Origin of the sequence: Sinorhizobium garamanticum (genome assembly GCF_029892065.1) — a bacterium.
GTDB classification, from domain to species: domain Bacteria; phylum Pseudomonadota; class Alphaproteobacteria; order Rhizobiales; family Rhizobiaceae; genus Sinorhizobium; species Sinorhizobium garamanticum.
In genome coordinates this window covers 1126987-1146849 of record NZ_CP120373.1, presented here as the reverse complement: position 1 = coordinate 1146849, position 19863 = coordinate 1126987, and the positions used below count along the sequence as shown (strand labels likewise).

Below are 19863 nucleotides of genomic sequence, written 5' to 3'. Positions count from 1 at the left end.
AATTGACAGGACTTGCCCAAAATCAGGCGAAATTTTTGAGTCACATCCGGGTGATCCGCTAGCTTCGGGCAAGTGCGGTGATTCGGGATAGGGGTGAAGGCAGACCGTGTGGGATACCGATGCTGCCGCCGATCGGGGGACTGGAATGGGACTTGAAATAGCGGCTGCCTTTCGACGCTGCGGTTCGGCAATGCTGGGCCTGATTGTGGGGGCGAGCCTTCTGGCCACCGACGCCGCTTCGGCCGACGGAACGCCTGCGAAGGAACTCTTTGGCGCCAAGGCGTTGCCGGCGGTGATGACACCATCGGCATATGGCTCTTATGCAAAAGGCTGTCTTGCCGGCGGCGTCGCGATCCCGACCGACGGGCAGACCTGGCAGGCGATGCGCCTGTCGCGCAATCGACGCTGGGGCCATCCGCAGATGGTTGCGCTGATCGAGCGATTCTCCCGTGATGCGGCCGAAAAGGTCGGCTGGCCGGGGCTTCTACTCGGCGACATCTCGCAGCCGCGCGGTGGCCCGATGCTCTCGGGCCATGCCTCGCACCAGATCGGACTCGACGCCGATATCTGGCTGACACCAATGCCGCAAAGGACGCTCACCTATGAGGAGCGCGAGACGGTCTCGGCGACGTCCATGCTCGACAAGAGCAAGTTTTTGACAGTCGATCCATCCATATGGACGCCCGCCCACGCACGGCTGATCATGATGGCGGCAAGCTATCCCCAGGTAGAGCGTGTCTTCGTCAATCCGGCGATCAAGAAGAAGCTCTGCGACACCTGGAAGGGCGATCGGTCGGCGCTCGGCAAGGTCCGGCCGATCTATGGCCACGATTACCATTTCCACATTCGCATAAAGTGCCCCGAGGGTTCGGTCGGCTGCAAGGGTCAGGCGCGTGTTCCAGCGGGTGACGGCTGCGACAAGTCGCTCGCCTGGTGGTTCACCGACGCGCCATGGGCGAAGCCGAAGAAGAAGCCCGGCGAGAAGCCGCCAAAGCCGAAGTTTGCGAAGCTTTCGGATCTGCCGAAGGCTTGCGCCATGGTGCTCGACGGTCCGGCGCCAACTTCCGAACAGGAAGCGACCTACGGCACGGCCTACCGCTCCGCGACCGCCGCTCCCGCCGCCGCGACGAGCATCGAAGCCGTCATCGGCGCTGCGGCCGCGGCGCCATTGGAAAACATTCCGGTTCCGTTGCCACGCCCAGCACTGCAATAACCGGTCGGACGGGGTGCCTTCAATGGACCGACAAAACGATCCGCTGGCCCCGCCGCCTTTCCAATTGCGCGGTGCTCATGTATAGGGCTTTCAAATCGATTTAAAGTTGACGCTGGAGAGGCAGCATGGCCGATCGGAAATGTCTTGCCCTGATTGCCCACGATCAGAAGAAGGATGATCTTGCCGCCTTTGCCAAGGCAAACGAGGCGGTGCTGTCCAAATGGAAGATCGTCGCTACGGGCACGACCGGCGGTCGCGTTCTCGAGGCTTGTCCCGGGCTCGATATCACGCGCCTCAAAAGCGGACCGCTCGGCGGCGACCAGCAGATCGGCGCGATGATTGCCACCGGCGACGTGGATTTCCTCATCTTTTTCGTCGATCCGCTGACGGCCATGCCGCATGATGTCGACGTCAAGGCGCTGATGCGCCTGGCGATCGTCTACGACATCCCGATGGCGCTCAACCGCGCAACGGCGGAAGAGTTGATCGCCTTCCGGCGTAACTGATACACAGTCTCGAAGATTCCATGACCGCGATCAGGACGGATTTTCCAATGCTCAGTGCGAGTGACCATGGCTTTCCCTTTCCGATATTGATCGGCGACATCGGTGGAACGAATGCTCGCTTCGCGCTGCTGATCGATACCTATGCCGAACCGAAGCAACTGCCACCGATCAAGACGGGCGATTTCGCGACGATCGAGGAGGCGATGCAGAAGAGCATCCTCGACAAGACGTCCCTTCAACCGCGCTCGGCGATACTGGCTGTCGCAGGGCCGATCAAGGGCGACGAAATTCCGCTGACGAACGCCGGTTGGGTGATTCGGCCGAAGGATATGCTGGCGAGCCTTGGTCTCACCGACGTGCTGATCATCAACGATTTCGAGGCACAGGCGCTCGCGGTCGCCACACCCGCCGACGAGGATCTCGTCCAGATCGGCGGCGGCAGTATCCGTCCCTCGACGTCGCGCGTCGTGCTTGGTCCGGGAACGGGGCTCGGCGTCGCCGGCCTGGTTTTCGCGCAGCACACCTGGATCCCCGTGCCCGGCGAAGGCGGCCACGTCGATATCGGCCCGCGCACCGAGCGTGATTTCCGGATCTGGCCGTTCCTGGAGCCGATCGAGGGCCGCATGGCGGGCGAGCAGATTTTGTGTGGGCGCGGCATCATGAACCTTTATCGGGCGGTCTGCGCCGCCAATGGCGAGGAGCCGGAGCTCGCCGACCAGGCAGCGGTCACGACCAGCGCGCTTTCAGGCTCCGATCCGGCGGCGATCGAGACCATATCGCTCTTCAGCACCTATCTTGGCCGCGTCGCCGGCGATATGGCGCTTATTTTCATGGCCCGCGGCGGCGTGTTCCTGGCGGGCGGCATCTCGCAGAAAATATTGCCGGCTTTGATGCGGCCGGAATTCCGAGCCGCGTTCGAGGACAAGGCGCCGCATTCGGCACTGATGCGAACGATCCCGACTTTCGCCGTCGTCCATCCGATGGCGGCACTTTCCGGTCTCGCCGCCTTCGCGCGCACACCGAGAGACTTTGGTGTTGCAATGGAGGGACGGCGCTGGAGAAGCTGACCGGCCGAATGTTCGCAAAGACTCGCCAAAGCGGCATCAAAGCACTATAGAGCGCCGGACGGGCGATGCCGGTACACGGAACGCCGCACCGAGCTCAGGGAAGACGGGCTTTTTGGACGCCAAGAATAGAAAACAGCGCGCAGTCGATTCCGACACGATTACCGGAATCCTGAGGCGCGTCATTGCCGAAAACGGCCGCGACCACATCCGGGGCTATGCCTTTGCCATCGCCTGCCTGATGGTCGTGGCGGCGACGACCGGCTTCACCGCCTGGATCATGGAAACCGTGATCAACGAGGCCTTTGCCAACAGGCGCGCCGATATCGTGCTGTGGATCTGCGCCGGAATCTTCGCGGCCTTCGTCCTGCGGGGTCTGGCGACCTACGGGCAGGCGGTCGCGCTCTCGAAGATCGGCAACAATATCGTCGCCCGCTATCAGCGCCGGCTTTACGCCCATCTGATGGCGCTCAGCGTCGGCTATTTCCACGACATGCGCTCGGCGCAGCTTGCCGCCAAGATCAGCCAGAATGTCAGCGGCATTCGCGACGTACTCAACATGACGGTGACGTCGATCGCCCGCGACTTTCTGACCCTGATCGGGCTCATTGGCGTCATGTTCAGCAAGGACTGGCTGCTCTCGCTCATCGTCTTCTTCGTCGCGCCGCCGCTGCTTCTTGGCCTGCGTTATGTCTCGAAGCGCCTGCGCCTGGCGACGCGCGAGGCCGTCGAGGTCAACAGCCGCGTGCTCGGCGCCATGCAGGAAACGATCCAGGGCATTACCATCGTCAAGGCCTTCACGATGGAAAACGAACTGCGCCGCAAGGTCGAGGCCATCATCGAGCGGGCGGAAAACCGGGCAAACCGGATCGCGCGGCTCAGCGAACGCACCGCGCCGATGACGGAAACCTTTGCCGGCCTGGCGATATCGTCGGTGCTCGCTTACTCGGCTTTCCGCACGATCTACGGCAACGTCCCGCCGGGCGCGTTCTTCGCCTTCGTCACCGCGCTCTTGATGGCCTACGACCCGGCACGGCGCCTCGCGCGTCTGCAGGTGTCGCTGGAGCGCGCGGCCGTCAACGCGCGCATGATCTATGAGATTCTCGACACCGTGCCGCATCAGCGCGACCGTCCCAATGCAACCGAAATCAAATTCGGCGAAGCGACGATCGAACTGCGTGACGTGCGCTTCGCCTACGGCACCGGCGACGAGATCCTGAAGGGGGTCAGCTTCCGCGCCGAGGGCGGCAAGACGACAGCGCTGGTCGGTCCTTCGGGTGCCGGAAAGTCGACCATCATCAGCCTTATCCCGCGCTTCTACGACCCCAAGTCGGGGCAGATTCTTATCGACGGACAGGATATCGCCGGGATCACCAAGCAGTCGCTGCGCAATGGACTTGCCTATGTCTCGCAGCAACCGTACCTCTTCGAGGGCTCGATCCGCGACAATATTCGCTATGGTCGGCCGGAAGCCACGGACGCGGAAATCGAGGAAGCGGCGCGGCTCGCCTACGCCCATGATTTCATCCTGGCGCAGCCGCAGGGCTACGATACGCCGGTCGGCGAGAACGGCGTCACGCTGTCGGGCGGCCAGCGCCAGCGGCTTTCGATTGCCCGCGCACTTGTGCGCAATGCGCCGATCCTCCTTCTCGACGAAGCGACCTCCGCCCTCGACACCGAGTCCGAGGCTGCGGTGCAGAAAGCACTCGATCGGGCGATGAGCGGCCGCACGGTCATCGTCATTGCTCACCGGCTTTCGACCGTCGTCAACGCCGACAAAATCATCGTCATGAAGGACGGCGGCGTCGTCGAGGAGGGCACGCATGAGGAGCTTGCGCAGCGTCCGGACGGTCTCTACGCTCGGCTGCACAATCTTCAGGGCAGCGCCTCGGACATGACGGCGGAAGACGCCATTCTATAGAAGCCAAGGGAATTCGATAATGAGCGAAACGGATATGAAGCTCGTGGTGGTCGGTGCGGCCGGCCGTATGGGGCAGACGCTGATCCGGATCGTTCATGGCATGGCTGGCGTGCGTCTCCACGCCGCGGTAGGACGGCCGGGCTCGCCGTTGATTGGCCGTGACGCCGGCGAACTCGCCGGGCTTGGGCCGATCGATGTCGCCATCACCGACAAGCCACTCGAGGCTTTTGTCGAGGCGGATGGCGTTCTCGATTTCACGACGCCGGCCACCACGGTCGAATTTGCCGGGCTGGCAGCGCAGGCACGCATCGTCCACGTCATCGGCACGACCGGCTGCTCAGCGGACGACGAGGCGAAGATCCGGGCAGCGGCGCGGCACGCGCGCGTCATCAAGTCGGGCAATATGAGCCTGGGCGTCAATCTTCTCGGCGTGCTGGTGCAGCAGGCGGCGCGCGCGCTGAAGGCGGCGGACTGGGACATCGAAATTCTGGAGATGCACCACAAGCACAAGGTGGATGCCCCGTCGGGCACGGCGCTCCTGCTTGGGGAGGCGGCGGCCAAGGCTCGCGGCATCGCGCTTGCGGATCATTCGGTGCGGGTCAGGGACGGCCACACCGGAGCACGGCCGGAAGGGGCGATCGGTTTTGCCACTTTGCGCGGCGGCTCCGTCGTCGGTGAACATTCCGTCATTCTCGCGGGCGAGGGCGAGCAGGTCACACTTTCCCACAGCGCCACGGATCGCTCGATCTTTGCGCGCGGCGCGGTCACGGCGGCCCTTTGGGGTCGCAACCAGAAGCCTGGCTTCTATTCCATGCTCGATGTTCTCGGGCTCAACTGACACTCAAATCTTTCAAGAGGAAATGAAATGAGCGGCACCCTCGTCCTCGTTCGGCATGGTCAGAGCGATTGGAACCTGAAGAACCTGTTCACCGGCTGGCGCGATCCGGACCTGACCGAGCTCGGCGTCGAGGAAGCGAAAGCTGGCGGCAAGGCGCTCGCCGAGTACGGCATCAAGTTCGACATCGCCTTCACCTCATCCCTTATCCGCGCCCAGCGCACCTGCCAGTTCGTTCTCGACGCCGTCGGCCAGTCCTCGCTCGAAACCATTCGCGACCAGGCGTTGAACGAGCGCGACTACGGCGACCTTTCCGGCCTCAACAAGGACGACGCGCGTGCCAAATGGGGCGAGGAGCAAGTGCATATCTGGCGCCGCTCCTACGACGTCCCGCCGCCGGGCGGCGAGAGCCTGCGCGACACCGGCGCGCGCGTCTGGCCTTACTATCTTACCGATATCCTGCCGCGCGTTCTTTCGGGCCAGAAGGTGCTGATCGCTGCCCACGGCAACTCGCTGCGCTCGCTCGTCATGGTGCTCGACAAGTTGACTAAGGAACAGATCCTCAAGCTCAACCTCGCGACCGGGGTGCCGATGGTCTACAAGCTGAACGCCGATTCAACGGTTGCGTCGAAGGAAGTGCTCGGCGACATGTCCGCCGCGCATTAATGCATTGAGGAGCGATTGCCCCTCACCCTAGCCCTCTCCCGGCAGGCGGGGAGAGGGAACTGAGACGAGGCCGCGAGTTTCCTTCGCCCCGCGTGCGGGGAGAAGGTGCCGGCAGGCGGATGAGGGGCGATCCGCAGGCGGAAAGACGTATCCTGCATTCGGCCGCTGGTACCCTATCACGTCACGCCTTGCCCGCTTCCCAGCCGAGGATCGCGCGCTTGCGCGTCAGGCCCCAGTGGTAGCCGGTGAGATCGCCGCTCTTGCCGAGCGCGCGGTGGCAGGGCACGACGAAGGAAATCGGGTTGCGTCCGACGGCCGCGCCGACGGCGCGCGACGCGGTCGGCTGGCCGATCTCGTCGGCGATCTTCGAATAGGTGGTCGCTTTCCCAAGCGGGATGTTGAGCAGTGCCTGCCATACCCGGATCTGGAAATCCGAGCCGATGAGGAAGATGCGCAGCGGCTCCTCCGCACACCAGCGCTCCGGATTAAAGATGCGGGCGGCATAACGCGCCGTTGCCGCACTGTCCTCGACATAGCTCGCCTGCGGCCACCGACGGGCCATGTCGTCGAAGCTCGACCGTTCCTCGCCGGAATCGGCAAAGGCAAGTCCGGCAAGGCCACGTTCGGTGACCATGACGAGCGCGGTTCCGAAGGGCGAGGGATGGAAGCCGTAGCGAATGGTCAATCCGGCGCCGCGCGCCTTCCATTCGCCGGGCGACATCGCCTCGTGCGTGACGAAGAGGTCGTGCAGCCGGCTGGGACCGGACAGGCCCACCTCGATGCTGGTCTCGAGCAACGGCATGTCCTCCTGGCGCAGCAACCGTTTGGCGTGATCGAGCGTCACCGCCTGGAGAAAGGCCTTGGGCGACAGGCCCGCCCAGCGGGTGAAGGTTTTTTGCAACTGCGTCGGCGACTGGCCGAGGCGTCGGGCGACGGTTTCAAGCGATGGCTGATCGCGGTAGTCCTCCGTCAGCATCTCGATCACGCGGCTGACCGTATCGTAATCGGTGCCTTCGGGAGTGATATCGGTCGGAATGGATGTAACAACGTTCATGATCGCCTCCTGTCAGCCTACAGGTAATCATGTGGCGAGCGGATAACCACCCGATTCTTGTGCGCGTCGGTGCAGAGCAGCGCCAGGAAGAGCCCGCAATTGCGTTTCAAAGTCAGCGCCCGCGGGCAGTCGCGAGCGCACGGGCAAAGGCCAGCGCGAAAGTTTCGCGGTCGTCACGATTGAGGAAGGAGCCGATGTCCGTCTGGCGGCCGCCGCCGCCGATCCACATCGAGACGATGCCGATCTCCTGGTGCCGCTTGATGCTGAATCGTGCCCAGAAGGGATTGAAGCGATGCTCGGTCATTCTCCCCGATGGGGTGAATTTCTTGACCGACACGTCGGTCCGCGAGACGCTGACTTCTTCCCGGGCGCGTGCGGAACGATAGTTGAGCCAGAAGGCGCCGAAGAGCAGGACGAAGTCCAGGCCGAAAAAGAACACGATCGGCCATGCACCGATGACCAGGAACACGAATATGTGCATGAGGCTCATCGCGCCTGCGATCATCAGAAGGACCTTGAAACCCTTGAGGCCGAGCGAACGGTAGGGCGTAAGCTCGGCCGCGAAGATCGGCTGGTCGTTGATGGAGGTCTCGGCGTTGCCTTCGGTCATGACCAATGACTATAGATGCAGCATGAAAAACGTGAAGCTGAAATCGCCGAAACAATCGTCAAAATCGAACGCTGCGCCGGTCCGCCTGGCGCGGCAGCGCAGTGCCTACAGCGCTGCCGAGGTCGAAGAGATCTTTCGCCGTTTCTCGGTGCAGCGCCCGGAACCGAGGGGCGAGCTCGAACACGTCAATCCGTTCACGCTGGTGGTGGCGGTCGCGCTTTCGGCCCAGGCAACCGACGCCGGCGTCAACAAGGCGACGCGCGCGCTCTTTGCCGTCGCCGATACACCGCAAAAGATGCTGGCATTGGGCGAGGAAAAGCTTCGGGACTATATCAAGACGATCGGGCTTTACCGCAACAAGGCGAAAAACGTCATCGCGCTCTCGGAGAAGCTGATTGCCGATTTCGGCGGTGAGGTACCCCGGACACGGGAAGAACTGGTGACCCTGCCGGGCGTCGGGCGCAAGACCGCCAATGTCGTCTTGTCGATGGCTTTCGGCCAACCGACGATCGCCGTCGACACCCATATCTTCCGCATCGCCAATCGCATTCTCCTGGCGCCGGGCAGGACGCCGGACGAAGTGGAAGCGCATCTGCTCAGCGTCATCCCCGAGGCCTATCTTTACCACGCCCACCATTGGCTGATCCTGCACGGCCGCTACGTGTGCAAGGCACGCCGGCCGGAATGCGAGCGTTGTGTCATCGCCGATCTCTGCAAGTCTCCGGAAAAAACTTGCGATATACCGGCCCCATTGGTCGAACTGCCGCCGCAGGTCGTTCCCATTGCCGGCTGATATCTCACTGCGGCGAGGCAGCGATTTCAGGGTGCGATCAGACGGTCGATCAGATCGGTGATTACATTCATATAGACCGCACGGGCGGCGCCCCCCTCGATCTCGACTGCAGCGCGATCGAAGGCGGCGGAAAGCAGTATTGCCGTCGCGGTCAGGACCGTGCTGTCGATGCGGCGCGGCGCAATCGCGGCCTTCAGGCCTTCCTCCAGCGTGCGTCGCGCGTGTGCCGCGTCGATCGCCGCCGCCTCGTTCGCTCCGAGAACGGCAGGGCCGTCGAGCAACAACAGGCGCACCCTGCCCGGCGTCGCCATCGCGTCGAAATAGGCGCCGGCGCCGGAGACGAGCGCGTCGCGCGGCGAGAGACGGGTGTCGCCGGATTGTTCGATTGCCGCGGCGACCTCCCGTGCCTCGCGTTCAACGACAGCCCGAAACAACGCCTTCTTGTCCTCGAAGTGGTGATAGAGCGCGCCGCGCGTCAGCCCCGCTGCGGCAACGACGTCGGGTGTTGCCGTGTCTGCGTATCCGCGGACGACAAAGAGGTCGCGGGCCGCGTCGAGGATTGCGGTTCGTGTGGCGTCGGATCGATCTCGGTTGGAGCGTCGAGTTGATCTCTGTTGCATACATGCAGCCTGTATGTTAATTAGATACAGACAGATTGTATGAAAAAGAGGGCAGGAGGGAAAGTATGAAATCGACGAGCTATTATCCGGTCATCATGACGAACGACGTTCAGGCGACGTCGGATTTCTATATGAGGCACTTCCGCTTCGAGGCGCTTTTCGCGAGCGACTGGTACATGCATCTCCAATCAACAGAGGACGAGCATGTGACGCTCGCCATTGTAGACTATCGCCATGAAACCATACCGGAAGCGTCGCGGGCGCCGGTTCGTGGCTTGCTACTGAACTTCGAGGTCGACGATCCCGACCAGGTCTATACCGACGTGCAGGCCGCAGGGCTTCCCATACTCAAGCCGATCTGCGACGAGGACTTCGGCCAACGTCATTTCATCACCGCCGACCCAAACGGCGTCATGATCGATATCATCAAGCCCATTCCGCCGACTGCGGAATTTGCTGCCGCCTACGACGTCGGGGCGCTGCCGGCCTGATTACATGCATTTTCGCCTACCGCATGTGCCTTAAATCGGAGGCGCGCGGCGCAGTAGTGACTTCCAAATGGCCGGAAAACCGGTATTAACGGAAACCGGTCATTTCAGGAAACCGGACGGAGTTCATGACAAAATACGATGTGCTGACGATCGGCAACGCGATCGTCGATATCATTGCGCGCTGCGATGACAGCTTTCTTGTGGAGAACGGCATCATCAAGGGCGCGATGAACCTCATCAACGCGGATCGGGCCGAATTGCTCTATTCGCGGATGGGCCCGGCGGTTGAGGCTTCCGGCGGTAGCGCCGGCAACACGGCGGCCGGTGTCGCGAGCCTGGGCGGGCGGGCGGCCTATTTCGGCAAGATCGCCAGTGACCAGCTCGGCGACATTTTCACGCACGATATCCGGGCGCAGGGCGTCTATTTCCAGACGAAGCCGCTGCAAAGTCTACCGCCGACCGCACGCTCGATGATCTTCGTGACGGAAGACGGCGAGCGGTCGATGAACACCTATCTCGGCGCCTGCGTCGAACTCGGCCCTGAAGACGTCGAGGAGGATGTGGTCGCCCAATCCAAGGTCACCTATTTCGAAGGCTATCTGTGGGACCCGCCGCGCGCCAAGGATGCGATCCGCGCGGCGGCTCGAATCGCTCACGCCAACGGCCGCGAAATGGCGATGACGCTCTCGGACAGCTTCTGTGTCCATCGCTATCGCGACGAGTTCCTCGACCTGATGCGCTCCGGCACCGTGGACATCGTTTTTGCCAACAGGCAGGAAGCCCTGGCTCTTTACGAGACGGAGGATTTCGATCTCGCGCTCAAGGCGCTCGCGAAGGACTGCAAACTGGCGGCGGTGACGCTCAGCGAAGAGGGCTCGGTCGTCATTCGTGGAGACGAGCGTGTGCGCGTCAGGGCAAACGCCATCGAGCAGGTGGTCGACACGACCGGTGCCGGCGATCTCTATGCGGCCGGGTTCCTCCACGGTTACACATCGGGGCGCTCGCTGGAAGTCTGCAGCAAGCTCGGCAATCTGTCCGCCGGCATCGTGATCGGGCAGATCGGTCCGCGTCCGATGATATCGCTTGCCACTGCCGCCAAGGAAGCGGGCCTCGTCTGATACGTGTCGGCCAAGTGCGGTCTTCACGATCGTTGGAAGCATCTATCCATGCTCATTATTTTGGGTGGCCTGCCGGGAACCGGGAAAACGACAATTGCTCGTGCCTTAGCGAAGCTGCTGCGCGCAGTGCATGTGCGCGTCGATACGATCGAGCAGAGCATTCGGGCTTCGGGTGCCGCAAGCTCGGACGTCGGACCGGCAGGATATATGGCTGCTTACGGGGTGGCTGAGGACAATCTCAACCTCGGCCACACGGTCATCGCGGATTCCGTCAACGGCCTACGCGTGACTAGAGACGCTTGGCTATCGGTAGCAGAGCGATCGGCGACACCAGCCGTCGAGGTGGAGGTCATTTGCTCGGACAAGGCGGAACATCGCCGGCGGGTAGAGACTCGGGTGACCGATGTTGAGGGGCTATCAAAACCAACGTGGAAAGAGACAATCGATCGAGTCTACGAAGATTGGGGGCCGCGTCCGCTCGTTATAGACACTGCGACGAAGGGCGTCGATGAAGTCGTTGCCGACCTGATTTCGAAGCTCGAATCTGGCCGAAAGTCAACAAAGCCATAACTTTCGACGCGCCTTGCTCGTTTTACGCGAACTGACGGCCATCGCCGGCCTTAAGCGTTCTACTTGAACGCTTCGCCCGGATAGGCGCCCCAGATCTCGCCTTGAGCGATCCAGCCTTCGACGCCTTGCGTTTCAGCATGGCACCAATCGCCATTGCATTCGCCGATCTGCAGCATGACGCCCGGCTCTATCCGCGCCACGATCGGCGCCGTGCTTTGAGGATCGCGGCGGAGGTTGACGAATATGCCTTCGCCCTTGCCGCGCATCCACGGGGCGGCCAGTGCGGTCCGGTCGCCGGAAAGAAGCGCCTGGTTCACCCAGCCCTCCGTCCCGTCCGCGTCGCGGATGCGGCGCCAGTTGTCGTATTCCTGGATGATTTCCACCGGCACGCCCGACTTGAGGTAGCGGAAGGCTACTGCGTAGTCGAGGCTTGGTCCGATTCGTAAGTTGACGCTCTTCGCCTTCAGGCTGACGAAGCGCGGCAGCGGCAGGCCGCTCGCACCTTTCGCCGCCTGTGCGAAGGCGCCGGAGGTCATCATGGCCATCCCGATGCAGGCGGCTACCAACACGGTCGAGAAGCTGGAAACGACATCACGCATGACGAAGCTCATTTTTCGATAGCAGCGAAGCCTTGAAGGCGCACTTTGATCTGGCCCGTCGGCTTGGGGTGCAAATCCGGTGTCAGGCAGTGACTTTCAATTGTCTTCGCCACCGGGTCTGGTAGAAATTGCGACTACAGGGAGAAACTATCACCCAACTTGGTTAAGGACCCGTGAACGAGGGCCGCGCATAGCGATGACAAGCAAGAAGAAGCCAACGGTCTACATCACCCGGAAACTGCCGGATGTCGTCGAAACCCGCATGCGCGAACTCTTCGACGCAGAGCTGAATGTCGACGACACGCCGCGCACCCAGCCGGAGCTGGTTGCCGCGGTCAAGCGGGTCGATGTGCTCGTGCCGACGGTGACGGACCGCATAGACGCTGCGTTGATCGAGCAGGCGGGGCCACAGTTGCGGCTGATTGCCGCCTTCTCGAACGGTGTCGACAACATCGATGTCGACGCGGCCGCTCGAAGGGGCATTACCGTCACCAACACCCCGAATGTGCTTACCGAAGACACGGCCGACATGACCATGGCGCTCATCCTCGCGGTGCCGCGGCGTCTCGCTGAGGGTGCGCAGATCCTGACCGATCGCAAGGGGGAGTGGGCGGGCTGGTCGCCGACCTGGATGCTTGGCCGCCGTATTGCCGGCAAACGCATCGGTATCGTCGGCATGGGCCGGATCGGCACCGCCGTCGCCCGCCGCGCCAAGGCCTTCGGACTTTCGATCCACTATCACAACCGCCACCGGGTCAAGCCCGAGACCGAGGAAATGCTCGAGGCGACCTATTGGGACAGCCTCGACCAGATGCTTGCCCGCGTCGATATCGTCTCGGTGAACTGCCCCTCGACGCCCGCGACGTTCCATTTGCTGTCGGCGCGCCGCCTCGCGCTGATGCGGCCGGACAGCTACATCGTCAACACCGCGCGCGGCGGCATCATCGACGAGACGGCGCTGATCAAGTGCATCAGGGAAGGCAAGATCGCCGGGGCCGGGCTCGACGTTTTCGAGAACGAGCCGGCGGTCAGCCCCAAACTCGTCAAGCTCGCGGGCGAAGGCAAGGTGGTGCTCCTGCCCCACATGAGCTCCGCGACCCTCGAAGGCCGTATCGACATGGGTGAAAAGGTGGTGATCAATATCCGCACCTTCTTCGACGGTCACCGCCCGCCGGATCGCGTGCTGCCGGGGCGGGATTAGAGCAAATCCAGGAAAAGTGTGTAACGGCTCTCCGTCCGGATTTGCGTCGTCCCAACGCTACAGGCTTTTCCGCATTTCGATCGACGTCGGGCGGGTGAAGCCCGGATGGGCCGAACGGCCGGTCTCGACGAAACCCCAGGCCGCAAACGTCCCGTGATTCTCGGAAAGCTCGATGCGCGTCTGCAGCCGCAGGGCGGGAAGTTTCAGTTCGCGCGCCGCTTCTTCGGCGGCGGCGAGAAGCAGCCGCCCCGCGCCCTTGCGTTGTGACCAGGGCGCGACGGCGAGCTTGCCGATATAGAGGCAATCCGGTTCCGGCTTGCAGAACACGCAGCCGACGAGATCGCGCTCGGCGAGGGCAACGAAGGCAATCTCGTCTTCGACCTTTCGACGGAGCGTTTCCGGCGTCAGCGCACGTGCCGAGGAGGGTGGATCGATCCGTCCGTCCATATAGGCGAAGGATGCGAGGATCAGCGCCAGCAATTCTTCGAAGCGATCGAAGTGACCGTCGATGCGAATCACCTTCATGGGTGCCCCTCAAGCCGCGCCACGCCGATAGCGGATCGTGCTGAACTCAGCCGCGAGTGCATCGTAGAGCAGCAGCCGGCCAATGAGCGGCTCGCCGATCCCGGTGATGAGCTTGATCGCCTCCATCGCCTGCAGCGTGCCGATGACCCCAGTCAAGGCGCCGAGAACGCCAGCCTCGGCGCAGGACGGAACCACGCCCGGCGGGGGAGGGGCGGGAAAGAGGTCGCGATAGGATGGGTTTGGATGGCCTTCGGCATCGGATTCGTAGGGTTTCAGAACCGTGACGGACCCGTCGAAGCGGCCGACGGCGCCGGTGACCAGCGGAACCTGCACCGCTTCGGCCGTGTCAGCCGCGAGATAACGCGTATCGAAATTGTCCGAGCCATCGATGACGAGATGGTAGTGGCGGAAGATTTCCTCGGCATTGCCGGCCTCGAGCCGCGTGTGATGCATCGTGGCCGTCACATGCGGGTTCAGCGCATTGATCGCCATCACGGCGCTTTCGACCTTGGGTCGGCCGATATCCGCGGTCGCGTGAATGACCTGCCGCTGCAGGTTCGACAGCGACACGACATCGTCGTCGACGACGCCGAGTGTTCCGACACCGGCTGCGGCAAGGTACTGCAGCACGGGCGCGCCGAGGCCGCCCGCGCCGATGACGAGCACGCGCGCGGCTTTCAGCTTCTGCTGCCCCGCGCCGCCCACTTCCGGCAAGACGATGTGGCGCGCGTAACGGGCGATTTCCGCGGTGTCGAGCTTTGCGTCGATCGTCATTCGGAGTCCCTTTTCGCTAGATCACGTTGATTTTGAATTGCTGCAATCCGAAATCATTGTGATCTGTCCCAAGACATTGAACGCAGGATGCGGGCGTTACTGCATGTTTCCTTAAATCGTAGCCGATTTAAGGATAAAAACATGCCGCGGTTCAAAGTGCTACAGCGTCCCTTGCGCGTCTGATAAGACGCGCGGCGCTGTAGAGTGTCGATGCTTCTCCGCGTCCTTTCCAAGACGAGTCTCACCCGGAAACCTGCCCGTTGGCAACGGTCAGGAAGCGGCCACGTTCGCCAAGCGCCGCAAACATGGTCCGGTCGGTTCCGGTCATGAAGGCCTGGCCGCCGAGGCCGTCTACCAGATCGAAGAGCGCCGCCCGCCGCCCCTCGTCGAGATGGGCAGCGATTTCGTCGAGCAACAGCACGGGCGCATGGCCGGTCATGTCTCCGACAAGCCGGGCATGGGCGAGCACAAGGCCGACCAGCAGCGCTTTCTGCTCGCCGGTCGAACAACGTTCGGCTTCCATGTTCTTTTCGCGGTGGCGAATCAAAAGGTCGCTGCGATGCGGACCATCAAGCGTGCGGCCGGCCGCGGCGTCGCGGCCCCGGCCTTCCAGCAGCATCGCCAGGTATCGCTCTTCGAGATCATAGGCCGGCAGGCCCTGCAGGTCGTCGAGAAAGCCCGAGAGCGCCAGCGTCGCGGAAGGAAATGTGCCCTCGCTTTGGCTTCTTTCGACAAGGGCTGTCAGCAGGCCCAGCATTTCGAGGCGTGCCAGCGCCATGGACACTCCGAGCCCGGCCATTTCGCGCTCGATCGCCGAAAGCCAGGCAGGGTCCGGCCGAAACTCCGTCAGCAGCCGGTTGCGGCTGCGCATCGCGCGCTCGAACTCGCTGGCGCGGCGCCCGTGCCCGGGATCAAGCGAAAGCACCAGCCGGTCGAGAAACCGCCTGCGATCGGCGGACGGGCCGGTGAAGAGGCCATCCATCGCCGGTGTCAGCCAGAGCACGCGCAGATGGTCGGTCAATTCATCGACGGTCTTGGCGGGCGTACCGTTGAGCCGCAGACGGCGCGCTTGGCCATCCTCGGTGCCGGCGGTGCCCGTGCCGATTTCCACGGGTCCTTCCATGCCATTGACCGCCGCAAAAACCGAAAATCCGTCGGCCGCTCCGACGCGCGCGACGTCGGCATAGGCCGCACGGCGCAGACCGCGGCCGGGCGACAGAAACGAAACCGCTTCCATAAGGTTCGTCTTGCCCGCGCCGTTCTCGCCGGTCAGCACGACATGGCGCGCGTCGAGGTCGAGCGCCAGCGTCGCATAGTTGCGAAAGTCAGTCAGTTTCAGGCGGTTGAGGAAGACCTTGTGCGGCATCTCTGGTCCGGATTCGACATTGCTGTCAGGTAGGCCGAAAGCGAGGCCAAGGCAAGGCGAAAGGGCATTTGCCCCTACCTACCAGCACGTTCTCGCCGCAGGCGGGGAGAACGCTATTGCATGTTTCCTTAGGCAGCCGATCTAACGAAAAACATGCAGCAATTCAAAGTGCTACAGCGTCCTTTGCGCGTCTGATAAGACGCGCGGCTCTGTAGATGAGGGGCGAAATGTGGCACCCGCCCTGCAACATGTTCCTTGCCTGCCTAATTCCCCGGGGAAGCCTCAGTTTTCGTCGGCTTGAGAACTTTCCCCAAGCGCGCAGCTGCAATATGACAGTTTTGTGACAATCGCCAGTTGGATGGATCTGTCGCGGGAAGAAGCTTGCGAAACAGGCCGAGCATTGTTGCTGCATGTTTGGTTCTTAAATCGGCTGCGATTTAGGGAAACATGCAGCAGGAAAGCGCATAACAGTTTCGATCCGGAACAGCGTCGGTTCAAAAGAATTGGGGCGTTTCACCGTTCTAACGAAACGGTGAAACGCCCCAAAGCGTCCGCTCGTGGACGGCGGTGCTTTCCGCCGTGTTCGAACCGGTATCAGTCGCTGAGTGTGTCGAAGAAATCCTTCATCCGGGCGAAGAAGCCCGTCGACTCAGGATTGTTCTCCTTGGACGAGATCTGCTCGAACTCCTGCAGCAACTCGCGCTGACGCTTGGTCAGCTTCTGCGGAGTCTCGATCTGAATCTGGATGTAGAGGTCGCCGCTCTGGGTGGAGCGCAGCACCGGCATGCCCTTGCCCTTCAGACGGAACTGTTTGCCGGCCTGCGTGCCTTCCGGCACGGTGACGCGGGACTTGGTGCCATCGAGCGTTGCCACGTCGAATTTGCCGCCGAGCGCTGCCGTCGTCATCGAGATCGGCACACTGCAATAGAGGTCGGCACCGTCACGCTGGTAGAATTCGTGCGGTTTGACCGAAAGGAAAATGTAGAGGTCGCCCGCCGGCCCGCCGCGAAGGCCCGCCTCTCCTTCGCCGGAGAGGCGAATGCGCGTCCCGTCCTCGATACCGGCCGGAATGTTGACCGAAAGCGTACGCTCCTCCATGACTCGGCCCTGGCCGTGGCATTTGGTGCAGGGGTCGGTGATCGTCTGGCCGCGGCCGCCGCAGGTCGGGCAGGTACGCTCGATCGAGAAGAAGCCTTGCGCTGCGCGCACGCGGCCGGCGCCCTGACAGGTCGCGCAGGTTTTCGGGCTCGTGCCGGGCTTGGCGCCGCTGCCGCTGCAGATGTCACAGGTGATCGATGTCGGCACGCGGATCTGCGCCGTCTTGCCGGAATAGGCCTCTTCGAGCGAGATTTCCATGTTGTAGCGGAGATCGGCGCCGCGCTCGCGCCCGCCGGAGGAGCGCCGCTGGCGCCCGCCGCCCATCATCTCGCCGAAGATGTCCTCGAAGATGTCGGAGAAGCCGCCGGCGCCGCCGCCCGCAAAGCCGTTGCCGAAGCCGCCGCCCATGCCGCCCTGCTCGAATGCGGCGTGCCCGTAGCGGTCGTAGGCCGCGCGCTTCTGCGGGTCCTTCAGCGTCTCATAGGCTTCGTTGATCTCTTTGAAAGACTTTTCCGCTTCAGCGTCGCCCGGGTTCTTGTCCGGGTGATATTTCATCGCCAGTTTGCGGAAGGCGCTCTTCAGCTCCTTCTCATCCGCACTTCTTCCAACGCCGAGCGTTTCGTAAAGATCTCGTTTCATGCTTCAAAGAATGTCCCATTGACAAAGCGGCCAGCACGGGGTCCGGCGGCTGCTGCCGATTATCTTGCCACAGGATTTAGTAAACCTTGAAGCTCGATACCATAGCCAACTCGGGGTACGCGTGGTTTTTTGTCGAAAATCAGCACTCGTGCGGCCTGTTGCGTCGTCGCTGTCACCGATCGCTCGCATGCCGGCGGTCGCACGGGCATGAAAAAAGCCCGGGATCGCTCCCGGGCTCCTTTGCTGTAGCGATGGAAAGAGGCCTCATGCCGACCGCTTGCGGCCGTCTTCGTCCTTGACCTCTTCGAAGTCGGCGTCGACGACGTCGTCGTCGCGAGCTGCGTCCGCCGCGGCATCCGCATGGGCGGCTTCGGCCTGCTGTGCCTCATAGATCGCCTGACCAAGCTTCATGGAAACCTCCATGAGCGTGTTGGTCTTGGCCTTGATGTCCTCGGCGTCCGGCTCGGAAGCTTCGGTCGCGGCCTTCAAGGCGGCGATCGCGTCGCTGATTGCCTTGCGGTCGGTTTCCGAAACCTTGTCGCCATATTCCTTCAGCGACTTCTCCGAAGAATGGATCAGGCTCTCCGCCTGGTTCCGGGCTTCGACCGTTTCGCGGCGCTTCTTGTCGACCTCGGCATTGGCCTCGGCGTCCTTGACCATCTTCTCGATGTCGGCATCGGAGAGACCACCGGATGCCTGGATGCGGATCTGGTGCTCCTTGCCGGTGCCCTTGTCCTTGGCTGACACCTGCACGATGCCGTTGGCGTCGATATCGAAGGTGACTTCGATCTGCGGCACGCCGCGCGGTGCCGGCGGAATGCCGACGAGATCGAACTGGCCGAGCAGCTTGTTGTCGGCGGCCATTTCACGCTCGCCCTGCGAAACGCGGATCGTCACGGCGGACTGGTTGTCTTCAGCCGTCGAGAAGGTCTGCGACTTCTTCGTCGGGATTGTCGTGTTGCGTTCGATCAGGCGGGTGAAGACGCCGCCGAGCGTTTCGATACCGAGCGACAGCGGGGTCACGTCGAGGAGCAGAACGTCCTTGACGTCGCCCTGCAGAACGCCAGCCTGGATCGCGGCGCCCATGGCGACCACCTCATCCGGGTTGACGCCCTTGTGCGGCTCCTTGCCGAACAGCTGCTTGACGGTTTCCTGGACCTTCGGCATGCGGGTCATGCCACCGACGAGAACGACTTCGTCGATCTCCGCCGCCGAAACGCCGGCATCCTTCAGCGCGGCCTTGCAAGGCGCGATTGTCTTCTGGACGAGATCATCGACCAGGCTCTCGAACTTGGCGCGCGACAGCTTCATCGTGAGGTGCTTCGGACCGGAAGCATCGGCCGTGATGAACGGCAGGTTGATTTCGGTCTGCTGCGAGGACGACAGCTCGATCTTGGCCTTTTCGGCAGCTTCCTTGAGGCGCTGCAGCGCAAGCTTGTCGTTCTTGAGGTCGATGCCCTGTTCCTTCTTGAACTCGCCGGCGAGGTATTCGACGAGACGCATGTCGAAGTCTTCACCGCCGAGGAAGGTATCGCCGTTGGTCGACTTCACCTCGAAGACGCCATCGCCGATTTCGAGCACCGAGATATCGAAGGTGCCACCGCCCAGGTCGTAGACGGCGATCGTCTTGCCTTCCTTCTTGTCGAGGCCATAGGCAAGCGCGGCAGCGGTGGGCTCGTTGATGATGCGCAGCACTTCGAGACCGGCGATCTTGCCGGCGTCCTTGGTGGCCTGGCGCTGTGCGTCGTTGAAGTAGGCCGGAACGGTGATGACGGCCTTTTCGACCTTCTCACCGAGATAGGATTCGGCGGTTTCCTTCATCTTCTGAAGGATCATGGCCGAAATCTGCGACGGCGAGTAACCCTTGCCGTGCGCTTCGACCCAGGCGTCGCCGTTGTCAGCCTTGGTGATCTTGTAGGGGACCATCCCCTTGTCCTTCTGGGTGGTCGGATCCTGGAAGGTACGGCCGATCAGGCGCTTGATTGCAAAAAGAGTGTTTTCCGGATTGGTGACGGCCTGGCGCTTGGCCGGCTGGCCGACGAGACGTTCGCCGTCGTCGGTGAATGCCACCATCGAGGGGGTCGTACGCGCGCCCTCGGCGTTTTCGATCACCTTCGCGTCCTTGCCGTCCATGACGGCGACGCAGGAGTTGGTCGTTCCCAGGTCAATACCAATAACTCTAGCCATGTCGTTCTCTCCT

At 62.5% G+C, this 19863-nt stretch carries 20 protein-coding genes; 11 read left to right on the top strand and 9 right to left on the bottom strand.

What is annotated here, in order from left to right; all coding sequences use genetic code 11:
* Positions 1-145 precede the first annotated feature (145 nt).
* The 6 genes from mepA (at position 146) to PZN02_RS05470 (ending at position 6205) form a co-directional block, all read left to right on the top strand.
* A complete protein-coding gene (gene mepA, locus PZN02_RS05495; protein WP_280660593.1) occupies positions 146-1213 on the top strand; it encodes a penicillin-insensitive murein endopeptidase in 1068 nt (355 codons plus the stop codon).
* A 125-nt stretch (positions 1214-1338) separates the two neighbouring features.
* Complete coding sequence (locus tag PZN02_RS05490) at positions 1339-1719, top strand: methylglyoxal synthase (RefSeq protein WP_280660592.1); 381 nt, start codon at positions 1339-1341, stop codon at positions 1717-1719.
* Between the two features lie 47 nt (positions 1720-1766).
* Positions 1767-2786 (top strand): glucokinase, encoded by a 1020-nt coding sequence (locus PZN02_RS05485; RefSeq protein WP_280660591.1) that lies wholly within the window; start codon positions 1767-1769, stop codon positions 2784-2786.
* A gap of 112 nt (positions 2787-2898) precedes the next feature.
* The gene (locus PZN02_RS05480; RefSeq protein WP_280660590.1) at positions 2899-4704 is read left to right on the top strand and encodes an ABC transporter ATP-binding protein; all 1806 of its coding nucleotides are present in this window, start codon (positions 2899-2901) and stop codon (positions 4702-4704) included.
* A gap of 19 nt (positions 4705-4723) precedes the next feature.
* A complete protein-coding gene (dapB, locus tag PZN02_RS05475; protein WP_280660589.1) occupies positions 4724-5542 on the top strand; it encodes a 4-hydroxy-tetrahydrodipicolinate reductase in 819 nt (272 codons plus the stop codon).
* A 27-nt stretch (positions 5543-5569) separates the two neighbouring features.
* The gene (locus PZN02_RS05470; protein WP_280660588.1) at positions 5570-6205 is read left to right on the top strand and encodes a 2,3-bisphosphoglycerate-dependent phosphoglycerate mutase; all 636 of its coding nucleotides are present in this window, start codon (positions 5570-5572) and stop codon (positions 6203-6205) included.
* A 181-nt stretch (positions 6206-6386) separates the two neighbouring features.
* Here PZN02_RS05470 and PZN02_RS05465 read toward each other — a convergent pair whose 3' ends face one another.
* Together PZN02_RS05465 and PZN02_RS05460 are read right to left on the bottom strand one after the other, a co-directional pair.
* Positions 6387-7259, bottom strand: coding sequence for a bifunctional helix-turn-helix domain-containing protein/methylated-DNA--[protein]-cysteine S-methyltransferase (locus tag PZN02_RS05465; protein WP_280660587.1), 873 nt, complete (start codon positions 7257-7259; stop codon positions 6387-6389).
* 112 nt (positions 7260-7371) lie between these two features.
* Positions 7372-7869 (bottom strand): DUF2244 domain-containing protein, encoded by a 498-nt coding sequence (locus PZN02_RS05460; protein WP_280660586.1) that lies wholly within the window; start codon positions 7867-7869, stop codon positions 7372-7374.
* A gap of 22 nt (positions 7870-7891) precedes the next feature.
* On the opposite strand from PZN02_RS05460, the gene nth reads away from it, so the two are divergent.
* Entirely contained in the window at positions 7892-8662 is a 771-nt protein-coding gene (nth, locus tag PZN02_RS05455; protein WP_280660585.1) for an endonuclease III, read from the top strand.
* Positions 8663-8688: 26 nt separating this feature from the next.
* Here the strand turns inward: nth and PZN02_RS05450 are convergent, their stop codons facing one another.
* Positions 8689-9282, bottom strand: a complete 594-nt coding sequence (locus PZN02_RS05450) for a TetR/AcrR family transcriptional regulator (RefSeq protein WP_280660584.1) — start codon at positions 9280-9282, stop codon at positions 8689-8691.
* Between the two features lie 65 nt (positions 9283-9347).
* On the opposite strand from PZN02_RS05450, the gene PZN02_RS05445 reads away from it, so the two are divergent.
* From PZN02_RS05445 to PZN02_RS05435, 3 genes are all read left to right on the top strand, one after another.
* Positions 9348-9773 carry a VOC family protein gene (locus tag PZN02_RS05445; protein ID WP_280660583.1) on the top strand — a complete coding sequence of 142 codons (426 nt, stop codon included), beginning with the start codon at positions 9348-9350 and terminating at the stop codon, positions 9771-9773.
* A 125-nt stretch (positions 9774-9898) separates the two neighbouring features.
* Positions 9899-10891 carry an adenosine kinase gene (locus PZN02_RS05440; RefSeq protein ID WP_280660582.1) on the top strand — a complete coding sequence of 331 codons (993 nt, stop codon included), beginning with the start codon at positions 9899-9901 and terminating at the stop codon, positions 10889-10891.
* A gap of 48 nt (positions 10892-10939) precedes the next feature.
* The gene (locus PZN02_RS05435) at positions 10940-11461 is read left to right on the top strand and encodes a P-loop nucleotide/nucleoside kinase family protein (protein ID WP_280660581.1); all 522 of its coding nucleotides are present in this window, start codon (positions 10940-10942) and stop codon (positions 11459-11461) included.
* Between the two features lie 59 nt (positions 11462-11520).
* On the opposite strand, the gene PZN02_RS05430 is transcribed toward PZN02_RS05435, so the two are convergent.
* On the bottom strand, positions 11521-12072 hold the full coding sequence (locus PZN02_RS05430) for an SH3 domain-containing protein (RefSeq protein WP_280660580.1): 552 nt from the start codon (positions 12070-12072) through the stop codon (positions 11521-11523).
* Between the two features lie 184 nt (positions 12073-12256).
* Here PZN02_RS05430 and PZN02_RS05425 point away from each other — a divergent pair, with 184 nt between their 5' ends.
* Positions 12257-13261: a 2-hydroxyacid dehydrogenase gene (locus PZN02_RS05425; RefSeq protein ID WP_280660579.1), complete on the top strand. Its 1005-nt coding sequence runs from the start codon at positions 12257-12259 to the stop codon at positions 13259-13261.
* A 57-nt stretch (positions 13262-13318) separates the two neighbouring features.
* Here the strand turns inward: PZN02_RS05425 and PZN02_RS05420 are convergent, their stop codons facing one another.
* The 5 genes from PZN02_RS05420 to dnaK all read right to left on the bottom strand — a co-directional run bounded on the left by PZN02_RS05420 (position 13319) and on the right by dnaK (position 19850).
* Positions 13319-13786, bottom strand: coding sequence for a GNAT family N-acetyltransferase (locus PZN02_RS05420; protein ID WP_280660578.1), 468 nt, complete (start codon positions 13784-13786; stop codon positions 13319-13321).
* A gap of 9 nt (positions 13787-13795) precedes the next feature.
* Positions 13796-14560, bottom strand: a complete 765-nt coding sequence (locus PZN02_RS05415; RefSeq protein WP_280660577.1) for a molybdopterin-synthase adenylyltransferase MoeB — start codon at positions 14558-14560, stop codon at positions 13796-13798.
* Between the two features lie 241 nt (positions 14561-14801).
* The gene (recF, locus tag PZN02_RS05410; RefSeq protein ID WP_280660576.1) at positions 14802-15926 is read right to left on the bottom strand and encodes a DNA replication/repair protein RecF; all 1125 of its coding nucleotides are present in this window, start codon (positions 15924-15926) and stop codon (positions 14802-14804) included.
* 594 nt (positions 15927-16520) lie between these two features.
* Positions 16521-17663, bottom strand: coding sequence for a molecular chaperone DnaJ (gene dnaJ / locus PZN02_RS05405; RefSeq protein WP_280660575.1), 1143 nt, complete (start codon positions 17661-17663; stop codon positions 16521-16523).
* 264 nt (positions 17664-17927) lie between these two features.
* Positions 17928-19850, bottom strand: a complete 1923-nt coding sequence (gene dnaK, locus PZN02_RS05400) for a molecular chaperone DnaK (protein ID WP_280660574.1) — start codon at positions 19848-19850, stop codon at positions 17928-17930.
* Positions 19851-19863 lie beyond the last annotated feature (13 nt).